Origin of the sequence: Pinibacter soli, from assembly GCF_029961145.1 — a bacterium.
Taxonomy (GTDB): domain Bacteria; phylum Bacteroidota; class Bacteroidia; order Chitinophagales; family Chitinophagaceae; genus Pinibacter; species Pinibacter soli.
The window spans coordinates 2564704-2587399 of record NZ_JASBRG010000007.1; the positions used below are offsets into that span (position 1 = coordinate 2564704).

The 22696-nt window shown below is 42.2% G+C and carries 14 protein-coding genes; 10 read left to right on the plus strand and 4 right to left on the minus strand.

Features of this window, described 5'->3' with window-relative positions; genetic code table 11:
- Window positions 1–236 precede the first annotated feature (236 nt).
- Window positions 237–2642: a hypothetical protein gene (locus tag QJ048_RS20835; RefSeq protein ID WP_282336362.1), complete on the minus strand. Its 2406-nt coding sequence runs from the start codon at window positions 2640–2642 to the stop codon at window positions 237–239.
- Between the two features lie 119 nt (window positions 2643–2761).
- Between QJ048_RS20835 and QJ048_RS20840 the strand changes: the two genes are divergently transcribed.
- Window positions 2762–4255, plus strand: coding sequence for a carboxypeptidase M32 (locus tag QJ048_RS20840; protein WP_282336363.1), 1494 nt, complete (start codon window positions 2762–2764; stop codon window positions 4253–4255).
- A gap of 164 nt (window positions 4256–4419) precedes the next feature.
- Here the strand turns inward: QJ048_RS20840 and QJ048_RS20845 are convergent, their stop codons facing one another.
- A complete protein-coding gene (locus QJ048_RS20845) occupies window positions 4420–4875 on the minus strand; it encodes a fasciclin domain-containing protein (RefSeq protein ID WP_282336364.1) in 456 nt (151 codons plus the stop codon).
- Window positions 4876–5127: 252 nt separating this feature from the next.
- On the opposite strand from QJ048_RS20845, the gene QJ048_RS20850 reads away from it, so the two are divergent.
- Window positions 5128–5535, plus strand: a complete 408-nt coding sequence (locus QJ048_RS20850) for a hypothetical protein (protein ID WP_282336365.1) — start codon at window positions 5128–5130, stop codon at window positions 5533–5535.
- Between the two features lie 189 nt (window positions 5536–5724).
- A complete protein-coding gene (locus QJ048_RS20855) occupies window positions 5725–10533 on the plus strand; it encodes a PKD domain-containing protein (RefSeq protein WP_282336366.1) in 4809 nt (1602 codons plus the stop codon).
- Window positions 10534–10542: 9 nt separating this feature from the next.
- On the opposite strand, the gene QJ048_RS20860 is transcribed toward QJ048_RS20855, so the two are convergent.
- Entirely contained in the window at window positions 10543–10698 is a 156-nt protein-coding gene (locus QJ048_RS20860; protein WP_282336367.1) for a hypothetical protein, read from the minus strand.
- On the opposite strand from QJ048_RS20860, the gene QJ048_RS20865 reads away from it, so the two are divergent.
- The 4 genes from QJ048_RS20865 to QJ048_RS20880 all read left to right on the plus strand — a co-directional run bounded on the left by QJ048_RS20865 (window position 10697) and on the right by QJ048_RS20880 (window position 17455).
- Window positions 10697–15433 (plus strand): PKD domain-containing protein, encoded by a 4737-nt coding sequence (locus tag QJ048_RS20865; protein ID WP_425607800.1) that lies wholly within the window; start codon window positions 10697–10699, stop codon window positions 15431–15433. The two genes, QJ048_RS20860 and QJ048_RS20865, sit on opposite strands and share 2 nt — an antisense overlap.
- Window positions 15434–15453: 20 nt before the next feature.
- The gene (locus tag QJ048_RS20870) at window positions 15454–16506 is read left to right on the plus strand and encodes a PorP/SprF family type IX secretion system membrane protein (RefSeq protein WP_282336368.1); all 1053 of its coding nucleotides are present in this window, start codon (window positions 15454–15456) and stop codon (window positions 16504–16506) included.
- A gap of 23 nt (window positions 16507–16529) precedes the next feature.
- Window positions 16530–17003 (plus strand): redoxin domain-containing protein, encoded by a 474-nt coding sequence (locus tag QJ048_RS20875; RefSeq protein WP_282336369.1) that lies wholly within the window; start codon window positions 16530–16532, stop codon window positions 17001–17003.
- Window positions 17004–17122: 119 nt separating this feature from the next.
- Window positions 17123–17455, plus strand: a complete 333-nt coding sequence (locus tag QJ048_RS20880) for a T9SS type A sorting domain-containing protein (RefSeq protein ID WP_282336370.1) — start codon at window positions 17123–17125, stop codon at window positions 17453–17455.
- Window positions 17456–17588: 133 nt separating this feature from the next.
- On the opposite strand, the gene QJ048_RS20885 is transcribed toward QJ048_RS20880, so the two are convergent.
- Window positions 17589–18023 carry a VOC family protein gene (locus QJ048_RS20885; protein ID WP_282336371.1) on the minus strand — a complete coding sequence of 145 codons (435 nt, stop codon included), beginning with the start codon at window positions 18021–18023 and terminating at the stop codon, window positions 17589–17591.
- A 449-nt stretch (window positions 18024–18472) separates the two neighbouring features.
- Between QJ048_RS20885 and QJ048_RS20890 the strand changes: the two genes are divergently transcribed.
- The 3 genes from QJ048_RS20890 to QJ048_RS20900 all read left to right on the plus strand — a co-directional run bounded on the left by QJ048_RS20890 (window position 18473) and on the right by QJ048_RS20900 (window position 22520).
- Complete coding sequence (locus QJ048_RS20890; RefSeq protein ID WP_282336372.1) at window positions 18473–20032, plus strand: glycerol-3-phosphate dehydrogenase/oxidase; 1560 nt, start codon at window positions 18473–18475, stop codon at window positions 20030–20032.
- A gap of 182 nt (window positions 20033–20214) precedes the next feature.
- Window positions 20215–21726, plus strand: coding sequence for a glycerol kinase GlpK (glpK, locus tag QJ048_RS20895; protein WP_282336373.1), 1512 nt, complete (start codon window positions 20215–20217; stop codon window positions 21724–21726).
- Between the two features lie 83 nt (window positions 21727–21809).
- A complete protein-coding gene (locus QJ048_RS20900) occupies window positions 21810–22520 on the plus strand; it encodes an MIP/aquaporin family protein (RefSeq protein WP_282336374.1) in 711 nt (236 codons plus the stop codon).
- Window positions 22521–22696: the final 176 nt, after the last annotated feature.

The following is a 22696-nucleotide window of genomic DNA, read 5'->3' on the forward strand; positions in this document are numbered from 1 at the left end:
GCAGAACAGTCTATAATCAACAAAGCTGCTAGTTGTTAGTTGTTTATTGTTAGACCTCAATAATGACTATTCGAAATGCCGTGGTTCGTGAAGACAGGAGCCGCGGCTTCAATGACGACTAATCGAAAATAAAATCTAACAACTATCAACTAACAACTCTATTGCTGCATCGTGTGTTTGCTGGGCGAATGCGATTCGCCCCTACGGCAACCTAATTCCTAATTCCTAATTTCTGATTACTGAATGATCTCTTCTGTGTGCATCAACTTACCGGTCTCTGACACCCCTTCAATTGTGATGCGCAATTTCTTTGTTATATCATTATTGTAAAATTGAATCGTCGCTCTTTTTGTAACCTTATCCAGCAGGATATATGGTTTCCAGTAAAGGGTTGTACGCAAATCATCAATTGCATCCAAAGGTGATTCTACCGCATAGTTTGGAGAGGAAAACTCCTTGATCTCAGAATACCCGAGGATTGCAGAAGACTCAAGACCTTTAATGCTGGCTGTGCTTGCGCCACCACCTCTTTTGGTGTAGATAGCGATACCGCCGTTTCCTCCGCCCATACCCATGAATGGCGGACGAAAAACTTTGATGTATGCAACATCTGTCATTGGAATGTTTTGTATCTGGTCCGCATCCGTTGAAATTTCGTCCAAATACAGGCCCGGTGTGCCTCCGCGCCAGGTGAGCGTAGTTGCTCCTCCGCTTTGGTTGATCATCAATCCCGGCACTTTTCCTTGCAGATATGTGAAGATGTTATAAGCGCTGGATGCGAAAGGATCATTCGCCGGGTCGAAGCTGTAGCCATCTCCTCCTTTAAACAAACCATTTGCATATTTATCATCAAGTTTATCTTTCTCAGAACGAACCTTTCCTTTTACTACAACTTCTTGTAACGTTTGTGTTTTTTTATCTCTGTCTTTTCCCGCATTGATATATCCCTGACCAACCAAATAGCTTTGATGCAAAATGCTACTATCCGGCAAACTCACTGTTGATAAAAGGTTTTTATCAATTGCCTCCACTGCATTTCCTTTAACCAATCCGTTGTCTAAGCGAAGCGAGGCTCTCTCTGCCAATGCACTGTTTTTATTAAACGTGTAGTAGAGGTTAGCCTTTCCAAAGAAAACCAACCCTTGTGTATTGAAACTTCCGGTAGAATCAAGTTCTAAGAAGAACATTTGTTTGGATGAATCTGGCATTTGCAAAATCGCATTCATCATTTCACCTTTCTTAAACCTGTTTTGAGAAACGCCATACGCCTGGCCGTTAAGTGAAAGAAATTTATCCGGTTGGTATTTTAATGAAGGAAAATTTTTCGCCATTATTTTGTCCCAATTGTATCTGCGCCAGCCGTTAGTTAGCATTAAAAGGTCGCGATGATTTTTTACGCTGTCACTTGGGTTGGAAAAATAATAGTACGGACGATAAATATTTCCTCTCAATTCACTGGTTAGCAAAAAGCGGGAAATGATATTATCATCTTCCATTTTAGGCTGATAAACATCCGCATCAGTAACAGAAACAGAAAGATTGCTTTTCACAGTGTCATCTACTTCTATATCAATTTCATTTTTTCCTCGCTTTGTAAGTTGTATGGATTTTTTTCGAACGTTCGCGTCAAACTGATAATCGTTGTTGTCTACAAATGTTATCCTTTCTGCAACGGGCTTCCAGTCTGCATCAAACAGCGTAAGCTGCATAATGCAACTTGGCAATTGAGTGGATGGAATTTCTCCGGTCATATCCGCGCCGTCTTTCACGTGCAGGTTTGCCATGTACACAACTTGCTGATTCATCATGGCAACAATGTGCATTGTATTCAACGCATCACCTCCACCAGTTGATCTTTTGATGGTAAAATTCTTTGTATCCAATCCGTCAGAAACTTTAATCACGGCGCCGCTTGCTTTGGCTGCGGGCAGATCAACTGATTGATCTTTACCAAATACATCTTTCCAAACCGCTTTATAAGTAGTGTTTGCCTGAGGAGTGAGCGTTACGCTTCCCATCCCATCGTGAATTGATTTGAACGCGGCAACTTTTTGTCCCGAAGAGCTCATGATGTTACCGTTTATATTTACCGGATACCCATTATTATCAATGGCCTTGAATGCTACAACAGACTCCACGCCATTCACCATATCACCGCCTTCCGGGAAAAAGCGAAGCGATATAGAAGTTGCTCTCTCCGGTTTGCCGGAAGTATTTTTATTAATGATCTTAATGGCTTTGGTAAACAGGAACGTGGTGTCAAAATTCAGCATCCATCGTGTGTACGCTTTTACGTATAACACGGATTTTGTGTAAGTGGGAGCAATATCAAAACTTCCTATCGCAGATGATTCCAAAACAGGTGCCACCTTTGTGTTGAGCACGTTACCATTGTCATCAATCAGTTCAAAGTACATGTTGGTGCTGATTGTTGATGGCCACAGACCAGTCATCAGATACGCCTTGAACCAGATGGTTTCACCGGCATTGTAATAGTTTTTATCGAAGTGAACGTGGGCCCTTTCAATGGGATAACGATCGCTGTACATCGTCATCAAAGAATCAAGTCGTTGGGCAAACATGCGACCGGGAATTATCAAAAGGCAAACTATCGTCAGGGACTTTATAAGTTTTTGAATCATAATAGCTTCAGGTTGATAAACAAACTATGGGTTGAAGATATATTTTTGTGTTGAATCGCAATTTACATTAACAAGATATTTCAACAATAGCTATTTTTCATACCATTAAAACTCGAATTATGGCCAGTTTATATGACGACTATCGCGAAAAATTGCAGCAAATAGCAGATGTACGGTATTCTTTGGCTGTACTTCAGTGGGACCAGGAAACGTACATGCCCGCCAAAAGCGCAGCTACACGGGCCCGCCAGATCGCCACGCTGAGCGAAGTGGCTCATAACATGCAAACGGATTCTACACTGGACACTTTGCTTGGAAAACTGCAGGAGGATAAAAATTTGAGCGAGGATGAAAGGAAAAATATAGAGCTGAGTCTTTACGATATCAACCAGCAAAAGAAGCTGCCCGGAAGTTTTGTTCGACAAATGAGTGAAGCCATTTCACAGAGTTACCAGTTCTGGCTCGATGCAAGAAAGCAAAATAATTTTCGCCTGTTCGAAGAGAGTCTTTCCAAACTAGTGGATTTAAAAAAGAAGGAGGCGAATTATCTTGGTTACGAAGGCCATCTTTATAATGCTTTACTAAATCAATATGAACGTGGCGCTACTGTTTCAATGATCGATCCGGTTTTTAACAATATTCGTCAGCCGTTAAAAGAATTGATTGACGAAGTGGGGAACAAACCACAAGTTGACGATCATTTTCTACAACAACATTTTGATAAGAGCCAGCAATGGAAATTCAGCATGCAATTGCTGAAAGAAATGCAGTTTGATTTTGACGCCGGTCGTCAGGATATTTCAGAGCATCCATTCACCACAAATTTCAGCAGTGAAGATGTGCGTTTAACAACACGCATTGATGAAAAAGATATCAGCAACATGACGTGGAGCTGCATTCATGAACTCGGTCACGGCTTATATGAGCAAGGATTGCCGGCTAAAGAATATGGTTTACCGCTGGGTGAATATGCATCATTAAGTATTCATGAATCGCAGTCCAGGCTTTGGGAAAATAATGTGGGTAGAAGTATTTCATTTTGCAAATACATGTTTCCTTTACTAAAATCTTATTTCCCAACGGAGATGCAAAAAGTTTCTGTGGATCAATTTTACCGCTCAATCAATAAAGTGCAGCCTTCATTAATAAGAACAGAAGCTGATGAATTGACCTATCATTTTCACGTTATCATCCGTTATGAGTTGGAGAAAAAATTAATGGAAAACAGCATTACGGTAAAAGACATTCCTGCTTACTGGAACGAACAATACAAAAAATATCTTGGTGTAGATGTACCGGATGATAAACGTGGTTGTCTGCAAGATGTTCACTGGAGCCACGGAAGCTTTGGCTATTTCCCAACTTACAGTTTGGGAAGTTTGTATGCTGCGCAATTTTTCAATACGGCTTTATCGCAAATTAAAGATCTGCAAAGTGAGATCGTTGCGGGAAACTTTGCTCCGCTATTGCAATGGCTGCGTACAAATATTCACCAGTATGGACGCAAGTTCACGAGTGAGCAATTGTGTGAACGGGTAACCGGCGAACCGCTAAACATTGATCATTTCATGAAATATGCCAGAGAGAAGTACGCAGGTATTTACACGCAATAGAGAAGAATTGCATTTGCCCTCGTGCACCTCAATGGTGCACAAGTAACCATCAGGAAAATGCACATTTGCCATATCATATTGCAACAAAAAAAGAGACATGTGTGAATGTCTCTTTTTTTGTGTTACGCAATTGGGGCGAGGCAGGAGACGCATTCAATGCGTCTCTACTGACCCAATAATTTATTGATTACGTACACTACTCCACCGTCGCTTGATTTCATGCTTTCGCCCAGCGCGGCAGTTCCCAGATTTAATGGTGTACCGGCGGCATTTTTTACATTTCCTGCTTTAATATCATCTGCGCTTACATTACCAGGTACCACATATTGTTGCAACATGTTGGTAAGCTGACTTTTATTTTCTGGTTTCATCAGATCCTGTACACTTCCCATATTTCCTCCCAGTTGAGACAGCGCATCGTTAGTAGGTGCGAGTAGTGTGTATGGCCCTTTTTTTCCCAAAATACTGCTTATACCTCCCGCACTCTTAATGAGGCTGCTTATGCCGCTTAAATTTGGATTGGATGCGAGGGTGCTCAACAAGCCTGCAGAGGAAGAGCAACTTACGTTAATGGTGGCAATGCACATTATCAAAATGGCAAAACGGGTTATTACTTTCATAAGCTTTTTATTAGGTTAACAATTACCCTAAAAAAAAGTTTCTGCACCGAAACTTATATTCCCGCCATTCCTGTACCGGCAAATAGTTGTTAACGGTTATAACAAATGTTAACAGTTTTACGTTATTATCTACGTTGATTAACCTGAATAATAGAATCAATATTAAGACCATATCATTCAACGCTTTATATTGTTTTACTAATTAAATTTGTAACCGGAATTGTGCGGGTTAATCACATCTCAACGAAGTTTATGAACGACAAGCTGCTTATATTCTTACTAATGCCGGTTCTTATTTCCATATCCTGCAAAAAAGCAATCGAACGGAAAAAAGAACAAATCGTAATTGCTGCTGTTACTAATGGCAGATGGTTGGTTACCCAATTCAATAACAACGGCACAGATATTACAACCAACTTTGCAGGTTACGAATTTCAGTTTTACGAAGCAGGAACCGTAGATGCGTTCTGGTCCGTGAACAAGAACACGGGAACCTGGTCGGGAGATATTGGTGCACTTACAATTACCGCACATTTTGAATCTGCAAACGACACATTACAACAACTTAATGAGGTATGGAAAATAACCGACAGTGACGTCGACTATGTAAGAGCCACCGGAGCCAATGGCACCAAGCTCTTGTATTTGAAAAAGAAATAAACCAATCAAACAACTAGCCACGCCGGATGTTTTAATATTCCATAGCCGGACGCTAACCTCAAAAACAGCTTTCAACTGTAGATATAAATTGGTCGCACCCTTCTAAAAGCTATTGCCTGGCGAATAAGGGCGGTACATTTTTTTTTATTGAAAATACTTATCCTAAAAAAATTCCCGAAAGGGTAGCCTATGCAGAAAAGATATATTATTATATCCTGCCGAGTACTGCTTTTTTTGTTAGTAAGTATCGCAAGCTATAATAAGTCGTATAGCCAATTGAAAGCTGATTTTTCCGTTAGCCCTACAGAAGGTTGTACTCCAATGATTGTAAACTTCAAGGACAGTTCCTCCGGTAATCCCACTTCGTGGAAATGGGATCTCGGCAATGGAACAATTTCGTTTTTACAAAACCCCGGGGCCACTTACTTCAATCCGGGTAAATATACGATAACGCTCGAAGTGAGCGACGGTGTAAGTATTTCCAGAATTGTGAAGAAAGATATCATTGTGGTGCATGGTGCGCCCACCATCAGTTTCCAGGCCTCGGACACCACAGGTTGCTATCCGCTTGCCGTTCAATTTAAAGACCTTACTACTCCCTCCGACGATCCCATAACGCAATGGGAATGGTTCTTTGGTGATGGTGGATACTCTACGGACCATAATCCTCTCCATACTTATAAAACCACCGGCAGCTTTGATGTTACGCTGAGAGTGACTACTTCTTATGGTTGTGAGAATGCGTTTACCCGTATCGGGTTTATTCAGGTACCCAAAGGTGTAACGGCAGATTTCACGTACAATAATCCCGGAAATTGTACGCCTCCTACTACCATACAGTTTACCAATAAAAGTACAGGCACCGGCCAGTTCTCATACTTGTGGAGATTTGGCGATGGCTCTACCTCCAGTCTTGCAAATCCTTCGCACACCTATGAAACTTCAGGAGACTATACCGTTACTTTGGTAGTGAACTCCAGCCAGGGCTGCGTTGACTCAATTGTAAAACAAAAGGCGATAACAATTGGCAGTGTGCAGGCAGATTTCAATTCACCTGACAGCGTATGTGCAGGCACTCCGGTTAAAATCACCAATCAATCTACACCACCACCTGTTTCGGTGATCTGGGATTTTGGCGACGGCACACAATCAACAGAACTAAATCCTGTAAAAACCTATGATAATTCAGGCATCTACACTATACAACTTACCAGCAATTTCGGAGCATGTTCAGGTTTGGATAGAAAACTCATTAAAGTTTTAGCAACACCGAAAAGTAGTTTCACGGCTACTAACAATACTGGTTGTAATGTTCCATTGAGTGTAAACTTTACGTCAACTTCTACAAACGCCACATCCTATAAATGGATATTTGGTGATGGTACCGAATCAACAAATGCCTCCCCCACACACGTATATACAAAGGCCGACACTTTTGACGTGACACTTATTTCATTTGGACCTAATGGCTGCCCTGATACTGTCGTAAAAAACAATTTTGTAAATATCAGCAAGGCCTCTATTGTAATGAAAGACAGTTCGGTTTCCGGTTGCGTTCCTCTTACTTACAAACCTTCCATTACAATAAACGCACCATATCCTGTAAACTCAATAACATGGGATTTTGGCGATGGCAATACCGGAACAGGCACCAACCCGACACATGTATACACCGATACCGGCAGGTATACGGTGAAAGTTATTTACTCGGGCCCCAATTGTACAGACACCGTTGCATTTACGGGTGCAGTTTTCGTGGGAATGAAACCTACGCCTGACTTTGACGCCGTACCCCGCAGCGTTTGCGCCGAGGTGCCAGTGCAATTCACCGACAAATCTACAGGCCCTCCAATTGATGAATGGCTGTGGGATTTTGGTGATAATGGAAAATCAACCATCAAAAATCCTAAGCATTCTTATCAGCAAGTGGGTGATTTTAATGTAACACTAACAGTTAGTCATAATGGTTGCTCAAATACATTGACTTTACCCAAATTCGTACATATTGATCCGCCAATTTCTGCGTTCAGCATTTCATTGGAATGTACTTTTCCTTATGTAAGAAGATTCATTGATCAATCCATACAGCCCGAAACATGGGCCTGGGATTTTGGTGATGGTAAAACCTCTACAGAACAAAACCCACAGCATAGCTACGACAAACCGGGTGTTTATACGGTTGTTTTAACTGTAACACATGGTACCTGCTCGCACACATCCCAACAAGTAGTAAAAGTGGTGGATGAGAAAAACGAATTTATCGGCACCGATTCTATTACTTGTAAAAAGAACCAGGTAAAATTCAATACGGTTGGTGTAAATAAAGACAACATCGCTCAGTACGCATGGACCTTTGGAGACGGATTTACCAGCACACTCCCTGCCCCTGAAAAGATTTATACAAAAGCAGGAAGCTATGATGTTTCCCTTACGCTTACTGATATCCTGGGATGTAAAAGCACTTTAGTAAAACCTTTGTACATCAAGGTTCAGGGGCCTACGCCTGATTTCATTGTGCCGGCTTCAGGAGTTTGTAACAATACCACTGTTACATTTAAAGATCAGTCACAAGGTGACGGAAACAATCCTATTGTGCGGTGGAAATGGGATTTTGGCGATGGAACTATTCAATCATTTACGGCACCGCCATTCTCACATTTCTATAATAAACCAGGTAACTACAATATTACTCTTATTACAACCGACAGTCAAGGATGCACCGATACGGTTACAAAGCCCAATGCGTTGCTCGTTTCACAACCTGTTGCGAACTTCAGGGCCCGCGACTCGTTGCTGTGCGCGACTACAAAGGCAGAATTCAATAATATGTCCACAGGACCACAGTTGAGTTATTTGTGGGATTTTGGCGATGGCTCTACAGGAACGGACGGATTCCCTATTCACAGCTACCCGAATGAAGGCACTTATACTGTTTCTTTAAAAATAACAGACGTTTACGGCTGTACCGATTCCCTTAAAAAGATTAATTACATCAATATAAAAGATCCGATAGCCAAGTTTACTGTGAACAGTACGCTTGCTGAATGCCCGCCATTGGTGGCAAGTTTCAACAACCAATCTCAAAATTATCAGTCTGTCGCGTGGACATTTGGCACAGGAGACGCTTCCACAATGGTCAATCCGATTTACATTTATTCCTATCCCGGAAAATATAAAGTAAAACTTATCGTTAAAGGCTATGGAGATGCATGTTTTGCGGCTGATTCCACTGAAATAACTGTTTTGGGACCAAAAGGAACTTTCACTTATCAACCATTGAAAGGCTGTGATCCCTTCACCGTTAATTTCACAGCTTTGCCCGAACCTGGTTTTACAGTAAAACTTGTTTGGGACTTTGCCGATGGAACCCTTGTCAATAATGGAGATTCGTTAACAACACATACATACTTAAACGCCAGTAATTACTTGCCAAAAATGATACTCGTAGACGATAGAGGATGTCGTGTACCTGTTACAGGAAAAGACACCATTTTTGTATATGGAGCGGACGCTGCATTTACGCAGGACGTAAAACCTCTATGTGACTCTGGCGTCGTTAAATTTACTGATGCTTCTCAAGCCAATGATGTCATTACACAGTACAACTGGGATTTCGGTGACGGAAGTTTTTCGAATGACAAAAATCCAATTCATTTTTATGCTCGCCCGGGCAGTTATCTTGTAAAACTTTATACACTTACACAAAACAATTGCAGGGACACTTCGAAGCAAAAAGCGGTAGTAACGGTAAATATAGGTCCCAACATTTCCATGCAAAGTATAGACTCTGCGTGCGTTCCTGTTACGGTGAACTTTACAGCACAGTCTGCCATAGACACAATGCAATTGAACTGGGCGTGGAATTTTGGAAACGGACAAACTTCGAACGTTCAAAATCCACCGGCTGTCCTCTATAATCAAGCGAACGTTTATAATGTACGCGTAGTAGCCTCCAACAGAGCGGGATGCTATGATACGGCAAAAAAAGCATTACCAGTTTATGCTCTACCCAATATCAATGCGGGAAATGATACAGCAATGTGCCTTGGAACAAGCATAACACTGCATGCAACCGGCGGTGTAAGTTATAATTGGCAGCCAACGCAAAATTTATCATGCAACAATTGTGCTGCGCCGATCGCTTCGCCCAAACAAACAATAAAATATACATTAACAGGAACTGACATACACGCCTGTGTAAATAAAGATGATATAAATATTGAGGTAAAACAACCTATCACCATCAAAGTGTCAGCAAACGATACTTTGTGTGTAGGAGCATCCCAACAATTAAATGCAACCGGCGCAGAATTGTACACCTGGACGCCGCCCGACGGATTAAACAATTCTCAAATAGCAAATCCAGTTGCCAGCCCTAATCAAACAGTTACTTACAGAGTCATTGGTACAGATAACAAAACCTGTTTCAGCGATACGGGATTTGTTACAATAACTGTATTCCCAATTCCAAAAGTTAACGCAGGAAATGATACTACTATTTCCGTAGGAAATTCTGTAACGTTGCACGCTGATGTATCTGATGACGTAACAAGTATTCTATGGCAGCCATCAACGGCCCTGAGTTGCATAAGTTGTAAGGATCCAATAGCGAGTCCTAAGCAAACAACCAGTTATACTGTTACGGGGACTAACAATGGCGGCTGTTACACCATGGACCAGGTTACGATTACTGTTATATGTAAAGAAGAAAATCTCTTTTTACCTAATACATTCTCACCAAACAACGACGGCGTGAATGATATCTTTTATCCGAGAGGCAAAGGACTGCATACGATAAAAAGTATGAAAATATTTAATAGGTGGGGACAAATTGTTTTTAGCAGGGAAAGTTTTAACGCGAATGAGGCCGATAAAGGTTGGGATGGAAAATTTCAGGGTAAAACAGCAGATGAGGGAGTATATATTTACATGATTGAAATAATTTGCGAAAACAGCCAAATTATTCTTGAAAAAGGAAACGTAGCGCTTATTCGTTAATCACATAGATTAGTTTTGCTTGCTTATTGGCTCTGAACCTTTAAAACTGTAGTATCTGAGAAAGAAATTATTCATTGCTGTCATTTTTATTTTTGCCTGTATTCTATCAAAAGCCCAGGCCCCTGTAAGTGCATTTACGCCTTCCGTAACAAGCGGTTGCGCCATTCTTAAAGTAAACTTTACAGATAAATCGACAGGAAATCCCACCCTATGGCATTGGAATTTTGGAAATGGTCAAACATCATCAATTCAAAATCCCGTAGTCTTTTTTGATCCCGGCACTTGGACTGTAACACTAACCACAGAAAACGGAAGTGGCACCAGTGCCCCCGTTTCGCAGGTTATTACCGTAAGCGAAAAACCAACGGTCGCTTTTACAAGTTCCAGTACAACGGGCTGTTATCCTTTAGGTATTCAGTTCACAGATCAATCTTCCGCAAATGTTGTGAAATGGGAATGGGATTTTGGTGATGGCGACGTCTCAACAACCCGCAATCCGTACCATACTTACAGGAGCTCAGGAAGTTTTGTTGCCTCGCTAAAAGCTACAAATGCCGCCGGCTGTAGCGACTTCAGCAAACCAGTTACGATTACCCTCAATAACGGTGTAAAGGCTGACTACACTAATACAGTTTCACAAAGCTGTAAGCCACCTGCATTGGTAGCATTTAACAATACCAGCCAGGAATTCGGAAACATGACTTACTTCTGGGATTTTGGAGATGGCAGTACAGACACAAGAAAAAATCCTCCGGCACATACTTATACACAAGTAAAATCTTACACCGTTACGTTAGTTGCCAAAAGTGATCAGGGTTGTGTAGATACTTTAGTGGGCAACAACCAAATCAACATCGTTAACACTGTAACCTCAGATTTCAGTTACATTAATGGTGCCTGTTCAGGTACTTCGACAACGCTGACTAATACATCGACACCTCAGCCTTTCACAGCTGTCTGGGATTTTGGTGATGGCACACCATCAAGCAGCGGAACAGTTAATGTCGCTCACGTTTTTGCAAATTCTGGAACGTTCAATGTAAAGCTTGTAAATAACTTCGGAAACTGTATTGATTCCGTTACAAAACCGGTTGCTATCGTAGCAGGAAGCAGTGCCGGCTTCTTCTCGCCAGACACACTTAGTTGTAAAGCTCCTTTCGATGTTACATTTACGGATACTACTAAAGGAAACCCAAACAAATGGTCATGGAACTTTGGAGATGGGCAAACATCTACATTACAAAACCCAAAACACACATACACAAGTTCAGGATTGTTTCCAGTTACACTTTCTGTAACAAATAGCAATGGATGTTCCGGTACGCAAACGATACAACAATATGTAAAGATTGCCGTTCCAACAGCATCGATAAGTATTCCTGTTACGAACGGTTGTAACACCCTTGACATAAACGCAAATGCGAATGTATCAACCGTTGATGGCGTTACCTCCTACAGATGGCAGTTTGGTGATGGCACTCCGGATTTCACGTCGACATCATCATCATTGGTATCGCATCACTACGCAACCACAGGAACATTTACGCTTACGTTGACCGCAACAACCAAAGGCGGGTGTACAGCTACCGCTACGCAAACAATTGAAATTGGCACACTTCCTACGCTTGTCGACTTCAATGTTTCAAGCACAAACCCCTGCGCTGGAGCAACTGTTAAATTCACAGATATTTCTACGCCCGTTGGCGGCGTAAACAAGTGGCTCTGGAATTTTGGCGATGGTTCAACAAGTGCTGTTCAAAATCCGTCTTACAAATACACAAGTGATAACAACGGAGTTCCTTACGACGTAAAACTTACGGTGTATAATAATGGTTGCGCAGCCACCGTTACAAAACCCGCTTTGATTAAAGTAAATCCTCCTGTTGCTAAATTTATTTATCAAATAAATTGTGACAATAAAAAGCAGTTTACTTTTGTCGACAAGTCAACAGGCGCAAACTCTGTTATATGGGACTTCGGCGATGGCACCCCTCCCGCACAGCAAAGTCCACCGATTACACATACTTACCCTTCTTTTAACACGACATATAAGGTTACAATCAAGGCAACAAATGGTGCGTGTACAAACGTTTCGGATACCATACCGGTGTATACATTGGCTGTAGATTCCACCTTTCGGATCACAACCGGAAGTCCTATTTGTACGAATACGTATACCGCATTTTTCCCTAATGTTAATACAAGCGCTGCCAAGTCGTACACATGGAACTTCGGCGATGGAACACCGCAGGAAGTAACTACTTTTGGAGTCGGAAAAATCTACCAGTCTGCCGGAACGTTTACTACGACAATGACTGTGCTGGACTCCAACAATTGCTCCAGCTCCACATCTCAGCAAATTGTTGTTAAAGGTGTAAAAGCAAACTTCAATATTTCTCCTGCACAAGGCTGTATCGGCACTCCGATTACATTGACAAATACCTCTACGGGGAGCACTGGTACAACAACATGGCGCTGGGATTTTGGCAATGGTACAAGTTCTACTCAAAAGGATCCACCTTCTCCTTATACGTACAGCAAACAAGGCTCATTTCCGGTAAAATTAGTTGTAGCCGATGGAGGCTGTGCAGACAGCGTTTCCTCTATAGTTAACATTACCCAGCCTTATACCGCGTTCGCTGTGGACACTGCATCCTGCCCCGGCTCGGCAATGCAGTTTTTGAACACATCTACAGGAAACACACTGACATATAATTGGGATTTCGGTGATGGCCAAACATCGGCACTAGCTAACCCAATACATATTTATTCGCCTGCAATGACAGTACCAGCTTCAGCAACCGTGAGGCTGACTGCCCGTGATGCGAACGGATGTTTAAAGGATACAACAAGGATCATCACGTTTGACAAACCAAGTATTTCCTTTACACCAACTACAGGTACAACAAACTGTCCTCCTTTGGCAATGGATTTTACTTCCACGAGCCACTATGTAACCAAGTTTAATTGGGACTTTGGCGATGGCGCACATTCTTCAGCGGCAAATCCATCACATACTTATTACTATCCAAATGATAACCCCGGTTACATTATCAAAGTAACCGCAACAAGTCCCGGCGGCTGTACAGCGGTTGCAACATCCAGTCCTATTACTATTTACGGCCCACAGGGAGAATTTAGTTTCGACCCCAAAGCCGCCTGTATCAATTCCAATATAAATTTTGCAGTAGCAAATGCTAAAGGCGTGCAAACTTATACCTGGGATTTTAAAGACGGTAACTCAAACACAACAACTACCCCGGCATCATCTCACGTTTATGCTTCGAGTGGAAATTATTCACCGCGTGTAATTCTTGAAGATGCCACTGGCTGCCAGGTGCCTATAACGGCAGTGGATACCCTAAAAATTATCGATATCACTCCCAAGTTCACATTTAAACCCGTAACACTTTGTGATACCGGTACTGTTGTTTTCAGCGATGCTTCAAAAAGCAATGGAAATATCACAACCTATAATTGGGACTTTGGCGACGGCGCTACAGGATCGGGTAATAACGCACCGCATTTTTATGCAAAAACAGGAACGCCGTTAACCACTTATAGCGTTACATTGAACGTGAGTACGAGCGCACCTGTGTGTTCGCGATCTGTTACGTACAAGGACACTATCATAATTTATGCTGCACCGAATGTATCAATACAAGGACCAAAAGAAGCCTGCGAGCCGGCAACATTAACGTATAGTGGCCTGCTAAATAATGGCCCGAACTATGCACCTCTTACATGGCTGTGGAATTTTGGAAATGGGCAAACAGCAACCGGCCAAAACCCACCCGCACAAACATTTGCCACAGCAGGTAACTATACAGTTGCATTGCAGGCCACCAATGCAAAAGGTTGTATAGGCAAAGATGCTTTGCCGGTGACAATCCATCCACTACCTAAAACAAATGCGGGGATCGATAGCCTTATTTGTCTCGGTCAAACGGTTCAATTGCAGGCAACAGGCGCAAATTCTTACCAATGGGTCGGACCATCTACTACAACATTAAGTTGTACAGCCTGCACCTCACCGATCGCTACTCCAACGCAAACAACTGAGTATTTTCTGGCAGGATCTACCACTTTTGGCTGTACTAAACTGGATACAGTAAAAATTTCCGTTAACCTGCCCGTACACATTATGGTTGAGCCCGCGAAAGATTCGGTTTGTATTGGTCAAAGCACACAGTTGCGAGCTGCCGGTGCAGCTATATACAATTGGAGCCCTGCGGTAGGCTTAAGCAGTACAACGACCAATAATCCGGTGGCAAAACCAGATGTCTCCACCACCTATAAAGTAGTAGCAAGCGACAGCAAATCATGTTTCTTTGATTCTGCCACAGTAGAAATCACTGTTTTCAAATATCCTACTCTTGAGCTGGGTCCTGATGCTTCTATCCCTGCTGGCACAAGCTACCAGATCAATGGCCAGGGTTCTCCGGACATCGTTAGCGTTACCTGGAAGCCCAATACAGGGTTGAGTTGCGATAACTGTCTCAATCCGGTAGCTTCTCCGGCAAAAACAACCAACTACTACGCAACTGCAACCAACAATGGCAATTGTTCTGTGGCTGATAACATAACGATCGTAGTGTTCTGTAATGATCAAAATTTCTTCATGCCAAATACCTTTTCTCCAAACAATGATGGCACGAACGATGTTTTCTATCCAAGGGGTAAAGGTTTGGCAAGGGTTAATACATTCAGAATTTACAACCGACTTGGGCAATTAATTTTTGAGAAACAGAATTTCATGGCAAATGATACATCTGCGGGGTGGAATGGAACTATAAATGGTGAAAAAGCTCCCCAGGATGTGTACACTTATATAATTGAATTCGTTTGCAATAATAGTCAGATAGTACCTTATAAAGGAAACGTATCATTAATAAGATAACCGAAATCCAACTCAGCAATATGAGAATACCGATCATGATGTGCAAAAAGCTTGTCCTTATTCTAGTCGTCTCATGCAGCTTATGCGTTGCAAAAAATGCTTCCGCGCAGGATGTCCATTTTTCGCAATTCTTCGAAGCGCCGCTATTGAGAAATCCGTCGCTTGCAGGAATTTTTACCGGAGATATTAGGGCCCAGATGGTTTATCGCGACCAGTGGAACAGCTTCACCAACGCTTACAAAACAGGATCTTTTAACGTGGAATACAAAGCACCGGTAGGAAAAAGTGATGACTTTCTTACCGTGGGCCTTCAGGCGCTGTTTGACAAAGCAGGAACCGCGGGTCTAACAACAACTGAAGTTTTACCAGCCTTGAACTACCACAAGTCATTGCGCAGCGATAAAGCCATGTATCTTTCAGTTGGCTTCATGGCAGGACTGGTGCAAAAAAGAATTGACCGCACAAAAATCACCACCGACAATCAATTCATTGGCGGCGCATATAATCCTGCAGTGGCAGATGGCGAAACTTTTGTTTCTCCGAATTACAGCTACTTCGATGCAAGCCTTGGTGCAAGTTTCAACACCTCCTTTGGAGCAGAAAATCAAAATAATTTGTTCTTTGGATTAGGCTACCATCATTTAAACAGACCAACCAATTCATTTTACAGAAACGCCGATGCCGCGCTTCACGGAAAAACAGTTGTCTCTGGCGGCGTGAAATTTAACCTTGACGATTATTCATCCTTTACGCTTCAGGCCGATTATTCAAAGCAAGGTACTTTTACCGAAACCATCGCCGGCGTCTTGTATTCTTACAAACTGGGCGACGATTACGAAGCACCGGATTACACAATTAGCGGTGGCGCCTTTCTGCGTTGGGGAGATGCTTTTATTCCTGTTTTGAAAATAGATTACAATCCCTTTGCAGTAGCGATAAGCTACGATGTAAACGTGTCCACGCTTAAAACAGTCAGCCAGGGACGCGGCGGCATAGAAATTTCTGTATCGTACATAGGATTTCTGGACAGATATAATTCAAGCAGAGACAAAGTACTCTGCCCCAAATTTTAACCAATTTGAAAATTAACAACACGATGGCTTTACCAAAAGGAACCAAAGCACCGGACTTTACACTTTACGATTCTGAGAAAAAGAAAGTTTCATTGCATGATTTCAAGTCCAAAAATGTGGTTTTGTTGTTTTTTCCGCTGGCTTTTTCCAGCGTTTGTACGAAGGAGTTATGCTCGATAAGAGATGATATCGGAAATTATGGAAATCTGGATGCACAAATTTTGGGAATTTCGGTTGACAGCCTCTATTCACTAGATAAGTTCAGAAAGGAGCAACAGTTGAATTTTCCGCTTTTAAGTGATTTCAACAAAGATGTTTCAAAGGCATACGATGTACTTTATGAGACTTTCCCTGCATTTGAAATGAAGGGAGTTAGTAAAAGAGCCGCATTTGTTATAAATAAGGATGGCGCAATCATTTATTCAGAAGCCCGGGAAGTTCCATCAGAGCTACCTGATTTCGAATTGATTAAGTCAGCACTGCAAGCCGCGTCATGATTTATGGGGATTTTGTCCGTTAATGTAAAGAAAACACTTAGCCAGAACTTTTTTTTACCCAAATGATTTGTAATTTTGAAGAATCAGGTTAACTTAACCTTAAATATGCCGGATCGCCAATGAAGATTTTTTACATATTACTATTTTCTTTATTGCTTACTTCAAAAGGTTTCACGCAAGCGACGTTACCACAACAAGAGGTACCCACTGCTGTGCGATGCTACCCCAATCCTGCTATCACACAAATTACTTTCGATCTTAAATATTCCAACCCACGCGATTACTCCCTTCAGATATTCAGTTTTATAGGGAAAAAGATATATGATCAAAGTCTGAGTAATCAAAAAACAATAATTGACCTCTCGGACTATTATCGTGGTTATTATATCTACCAGGTGAAGGACAAATCAGGTAAGATTATTGATTCAGGCAGGTTCCAGGTTTCCAAATAATAGCAGCCTACAATAAAAACAAGACGCAGATTATCAAGATTGTGATGATTTGCTATGATTTTTGTTTGTTAGAAACAATTCTAAAAAATCTTAAAAGATCATCAAAACCTTAAAAATCTGCGATCCATTTTCTCTACTGTTTCTTCATAACGTTAAACATCCAGCGAATACCAAAGCGATCTTTGCAAGTGCCCCAGTAGCCCCAGAATTCATCATGCGGTGCTACGGCTTCTGTTGCGCCTTCTGACAGGCCCGCATATAATTTATCGGCATCTTCTTTTGTATCAGGATTCAAGCTGATAGTAACATTGTTTCCCTCAATCAGTTTATGACCCATGCTTTCTAATGTGTCTGTTGCCATGATCTCAATACCGCCGAGTATTGGCAATGCAACGTGCATTACTTTGTTTTTTTCTGACTCTGGCAATGAAGGCGCATTCGGTGATGGGGGAATGTCGCTCATGCGCATCAGCGGAGTGGAAAATTCTGTACCGAATACTTTTTTGTAGGTGTTAAATGCTTCTTCAGCATTGCCCGCAAAATTCAAATAGATAGAAACGTGTGCCATTGTTGTTGTTTTTATAATAAATAGATTTTTCTATAACTGGTGCCGACCTGATTCACAATTTCGCTCCACTAAAACACAAGCCACAAGTTTTTTGTTTTCGCCCGCCAAAATATCTCTTTTGTTTGAACAAATTAAGCTTCACTTTTTTTACCACAGAGTTAAGGAGTTTTTTTCACAGAGGAAAGGAGGATGTGCCATGTAAATAATAGCAGCCGAGATGAAACAAAAAAAATTGCCTTTTACCTTGTACCCTTCTTGATTTTGCTATCAGTTTTACTATCCTCCTTTCCTCTGTGAAAAAAAACTTCCATGCCCTCTGTGGTTTTGTCTTTCCGCTAGCTCTTAGTGAAAACTTAAGCCCTCGGTGTGTTAGTGGTGAAAAAGATGCGAAGCATCCCTCCCTTGCGTCTTACTACCGAAACCCCTATCTTACAAGCACAACCAATTTCATGAATAGGAGTTTGTTATTAGATCAATTGAAAGAAGAAAAAACATGGGATTTTATAATAGTCGGTGGCGGCGCAACAGGCCTCGGAGCAGCGGTAGACGCAGCTTCCAGGGGGTACTCCGCTATCTTATTTGAACAATCAGATCTCGCAAAAGGTACATCCAGCCGCAGCACAAAACTTGTACACGGCGGCGTTCGTTATATGGCACAAGGGGATTTAGCTTTGGTAAGAGAAGCCTGCTATGAAAGAGGTTTGTTATTAAAGAACGCTCCCCATCTCTCCAAAAATCAAACTTTCGTTATACCCAATTATTCATTCTTCGATAATATTCTTTATACAATTGGTTTGAAGTTCTACGATATGCTCGCGGGCAAGTTAAGTCTCGGCAGATCAAAATTTATAGGAAAGAAAAAAACAATAGAATATTTACCAACCATTCGCCAGCAAGGATTAAGAGGCGGTGTTGTTTACCAGGACGGACAATTTGACGATGCACGCTTGGCTGTCAATCTTGCGCAAACAGCAATCGAACAGGGCGCCTGCGTTCTAAACTATTGCCGTGTTGTTAATCTGCAAAAACAAAACAAAAAGGTCTGCGGTGTAAAAGTAAAAGATCAGGAAACGAATATTGAGTACTCCGTAAAAGGCAAAGCAGTGATCAATGCTACCGGTGTGTTTGTTGATGATTTGTTGCTGATGGATAAACCCGAAGCAAGAAAACTGGTAAAGCCAAGCCAGGGCATTCACCTTGTAATGGATCGTTCATTCCTCGACAGTGAACATGCGTTGATGATTCCTAAAACAAGCGATGGCCGTGTATTATTCGCCGTGCCGTGGCACGACAAACTTGTAACAGGAACAACCGACACAGTTCGCGATCACATCGAACTGGAACCGCATGCGTTGGAGCAGGAAATAAATTTCATTTTAAACACAGCCGCGAACTATCTCACACGCAAACCTACGCGAGCAGATGTATTGTCGGTGTTTGCAGGCTTGCGACCATTGGCGGCACCGCAAACAGAAGGCAAAAGCACAAAAGAAATTTCACGCAACCACAAGATCATCGTTTCGAAAAGTAATCTTGTTACCATTACGGGCGGCAAATGGACCACTTATCGCAGAATGGCGCAGGACGTCGTGGATAGAGCAATTGCGCAAGTTCATCTTCACTATAAACCTTGTGTTACAAAAACATTAAAGATTCACGGCTACAGGGACGGCGTAAACATGCATGATCATTTATACGTTTATGGCTCCGATATAGAAAGTGTACAGGAGCTCATGAATGAATCTCCTGAGTTCAAAGAAAAGATTTCTACAAAATACGATTTCACAAAAGCAGAAGTTGTGTGGGCAGTGCGAAAAGAATTTGCAAGAAACATTGATGATGTGCTTGCACGGCGTTGCAGATTGTTATTTCTTGATGCACATGAAGCGATCAAAGCAGCGCCTGTTGTCGCCCAGGTCCTTGCAAGAGAATTAGGCCGTGATGAAGCGTGGATACAACAGCAAATGAGCGAGTTTACAACGATGGCGAAGGGATACATTTTGAATTGAAAGTTGAAAGTTGCAAATGGTAGGGGCGAATTGCATTCGCCCTTGAAAATTAAGAATGTCAAAATGGAGGTGCATATTGCTGAATAAAATTACTACTGCCGAAGAGTGCGACGCAAGCAAAGCCACATAGTAGTAACGTTGATGACCCACAAATAAAATGATTGCTCATATAAACAGATTCTATGTCATCTGAAAAATTTATTCTGGCCCTCGATCAGGGTACAACAAGTTCAAGAGCGATAATTTTCAACCACAATGGTGAAGTGGTATCAATTGCCCAAAAACCCTTTGAGCAAATTTTTCCAAAGCCCGGATGGGTGGAACACGATCCGTTGGAAATATGGTCCACACAATCTTCCGTAGCCGCGGAAGCTGTTGCGAAAGCGGATCTTACAGGAAAAGAGATCGCAGCAATTGGCATTACTAACCAACGCGAAACAACTGTTGTATGGGATAGAGAAACGGGAACACCTGTTTACAATGCAATAGTGTGGCAGGATAGACGCACATCAAAATACTGTGATCAATTAAGAGAAGAGGGCCATGCTGATGCAATACAAGAGAAAACAGGATTGGTAATCGACGCTTATTTTTCTGCTACCAAGCTAAAGTGGATCCTTGACAATGTTGCAGGTGCAAGAAAAAAAGCAGAGCAGGGAAAACTTTGTTTCGGCACAATTGATACATGGCTTGTATGGAAATTTACTCGTGGTAAAATGCATATTACGGATGTTACCAATGCAAGTAGAACGATGTTGTTTAACATTCACACACTGCAATGGGATGATGAATTATTGCAACTACTCAATATTCCGAAAAACATTTTGCCTGATGTAAAAGAAAGCAGCGAAGTGTATGGAGAAACGGCCACCACTCTATTCGCTACAAAAATTCCAATTGCGGGTATCGCGGGAGATCAGCAGGCAGCGCTGTTTGGACAAATGTGTGACGCACCTGGCATGGCGAAAAATACTTATGGCACCGGTTGTTTTATGTTGATGAACACGGGTGATAAACCTGTGAAGTCTAAAAATAATTTACTTACAACAGTTGCTTGGAAGATCAACGGGAAAACAACTTATGCATTGGAGGGCAGCGTATTCATAGGCGGTGCTGCTATTCAGTGGTTGCGCGATGGACTTGGCATTCTTCATGCTGCATCGGAAAGTGAGAAGCTCGCTGCGTCTGTGGAAGATAATGGTGGCGTGTACTTCGTTCCGGCGCTTGCAGGAATGGGAGCTCCTTACTGGGATCAATATGCGAGAGGTGCCATATTCGGCATTACCCGGGGAACAACCGCTGCGCATATAGCACGTGCGGCGCTTGAAGGCATTGCGTTCCAGGTGCATGATCTGCTGGCAGCGATGGAGTCTGACAGTGGCGGAAAATCTATTGAACTAAGAGTAGATGGCGGCGCTGTTACAAATAATATGTTGATGCAGTTCCAGGCAAACTTGTTTGGCAGCGCAGTAATCCGTCCAAAAATTTTAGAGACCACAGCACTAGGCGCCGCCTATCTGGCAGGGCTTGCAGTCGGTTATTGGAAAGATATTGAAGAAATAAAAAAACAATGGGCGGTCGATGTAAAATTTGATCCACAATTGGATAACAACAAAACTGCTGAATTGCTGAAGTACTGGAAGAAAGCCGTTGAGCGTTCACGCAATTGGATCGATCCAAGTTATGATGTGTAACCCGTAGAGACAAGGCAGTGCCTTGTCTCTACAAAATGCATCCATCATTCTCAATTTTCAACTTTCAATTTTCAATTAATCCCATGTCTCCATTCACCTCAGAATTCCTCGGCACCACGACACTCGTCTTACTCGGCGATGGCGTGGTAGCAAACGTAGTATTAAATAAAACCAAGGGCCAGAACTCAGGATGGATCGTTATTACAGCTGCCTGGGCATTTGCTGTTTTTTGTGGTGTGATAGTAGCACAACCAAGTGGTGCGCATTTAAATCCGGCGGTGACGCTTTCACTGGCAGTGGCCGGAAAATTTGCATGGGCAAATGTATTCAGCTATATCGCTGCGCAAATATTAGGTGCCATGTGTGGTGCTTTGACTGTCTGGATAATGTACAAACCGCATTTCGACGCATCGGCAGATAACCCCGGCGGACAATTGGCCGTATTCGCGACGGGGCCGGCGATATTAAACTATCCGGCAAATTTGCTTAGCGAGATCATCGGCACGTTTGTATTAATCTTTGTGATATTATTTTTTGGAACAGATAAAAATGTCGCGGGCCTCGCAGCACTCGGGCCTTTGCCTGTAGCGATACTTGTGTTTGCCATTGGGCTCTCATTGGGTGGCACTACGGGGTATGCCATTAACCCTGCACGTGATCTGGGCCCTCGTATCATTCACGCAATTGTTCCCATCAAAGGGAAGGGCACATCAGATTGGAGCTATGCGTGGGTGCCGATTTTAGGCCCAGTAATTGGCGCGGTGCTGGCTGCGGTTGTGTTTAACTTGTTGTAAACAGTAAAAACAAAAAGAGACGCGTTCAATTTGTTGTGACAGACTGATATTAAAAGAGACGCGTTGAATTTGTTGTGACAAGCTGATTGTAAAAGAGACGCGTTCAACGCGTCTCTACAGAGATTCATTATTAATTGTAAAACTGCACTGTGATGCAATTCTTAATTCCTAATTCT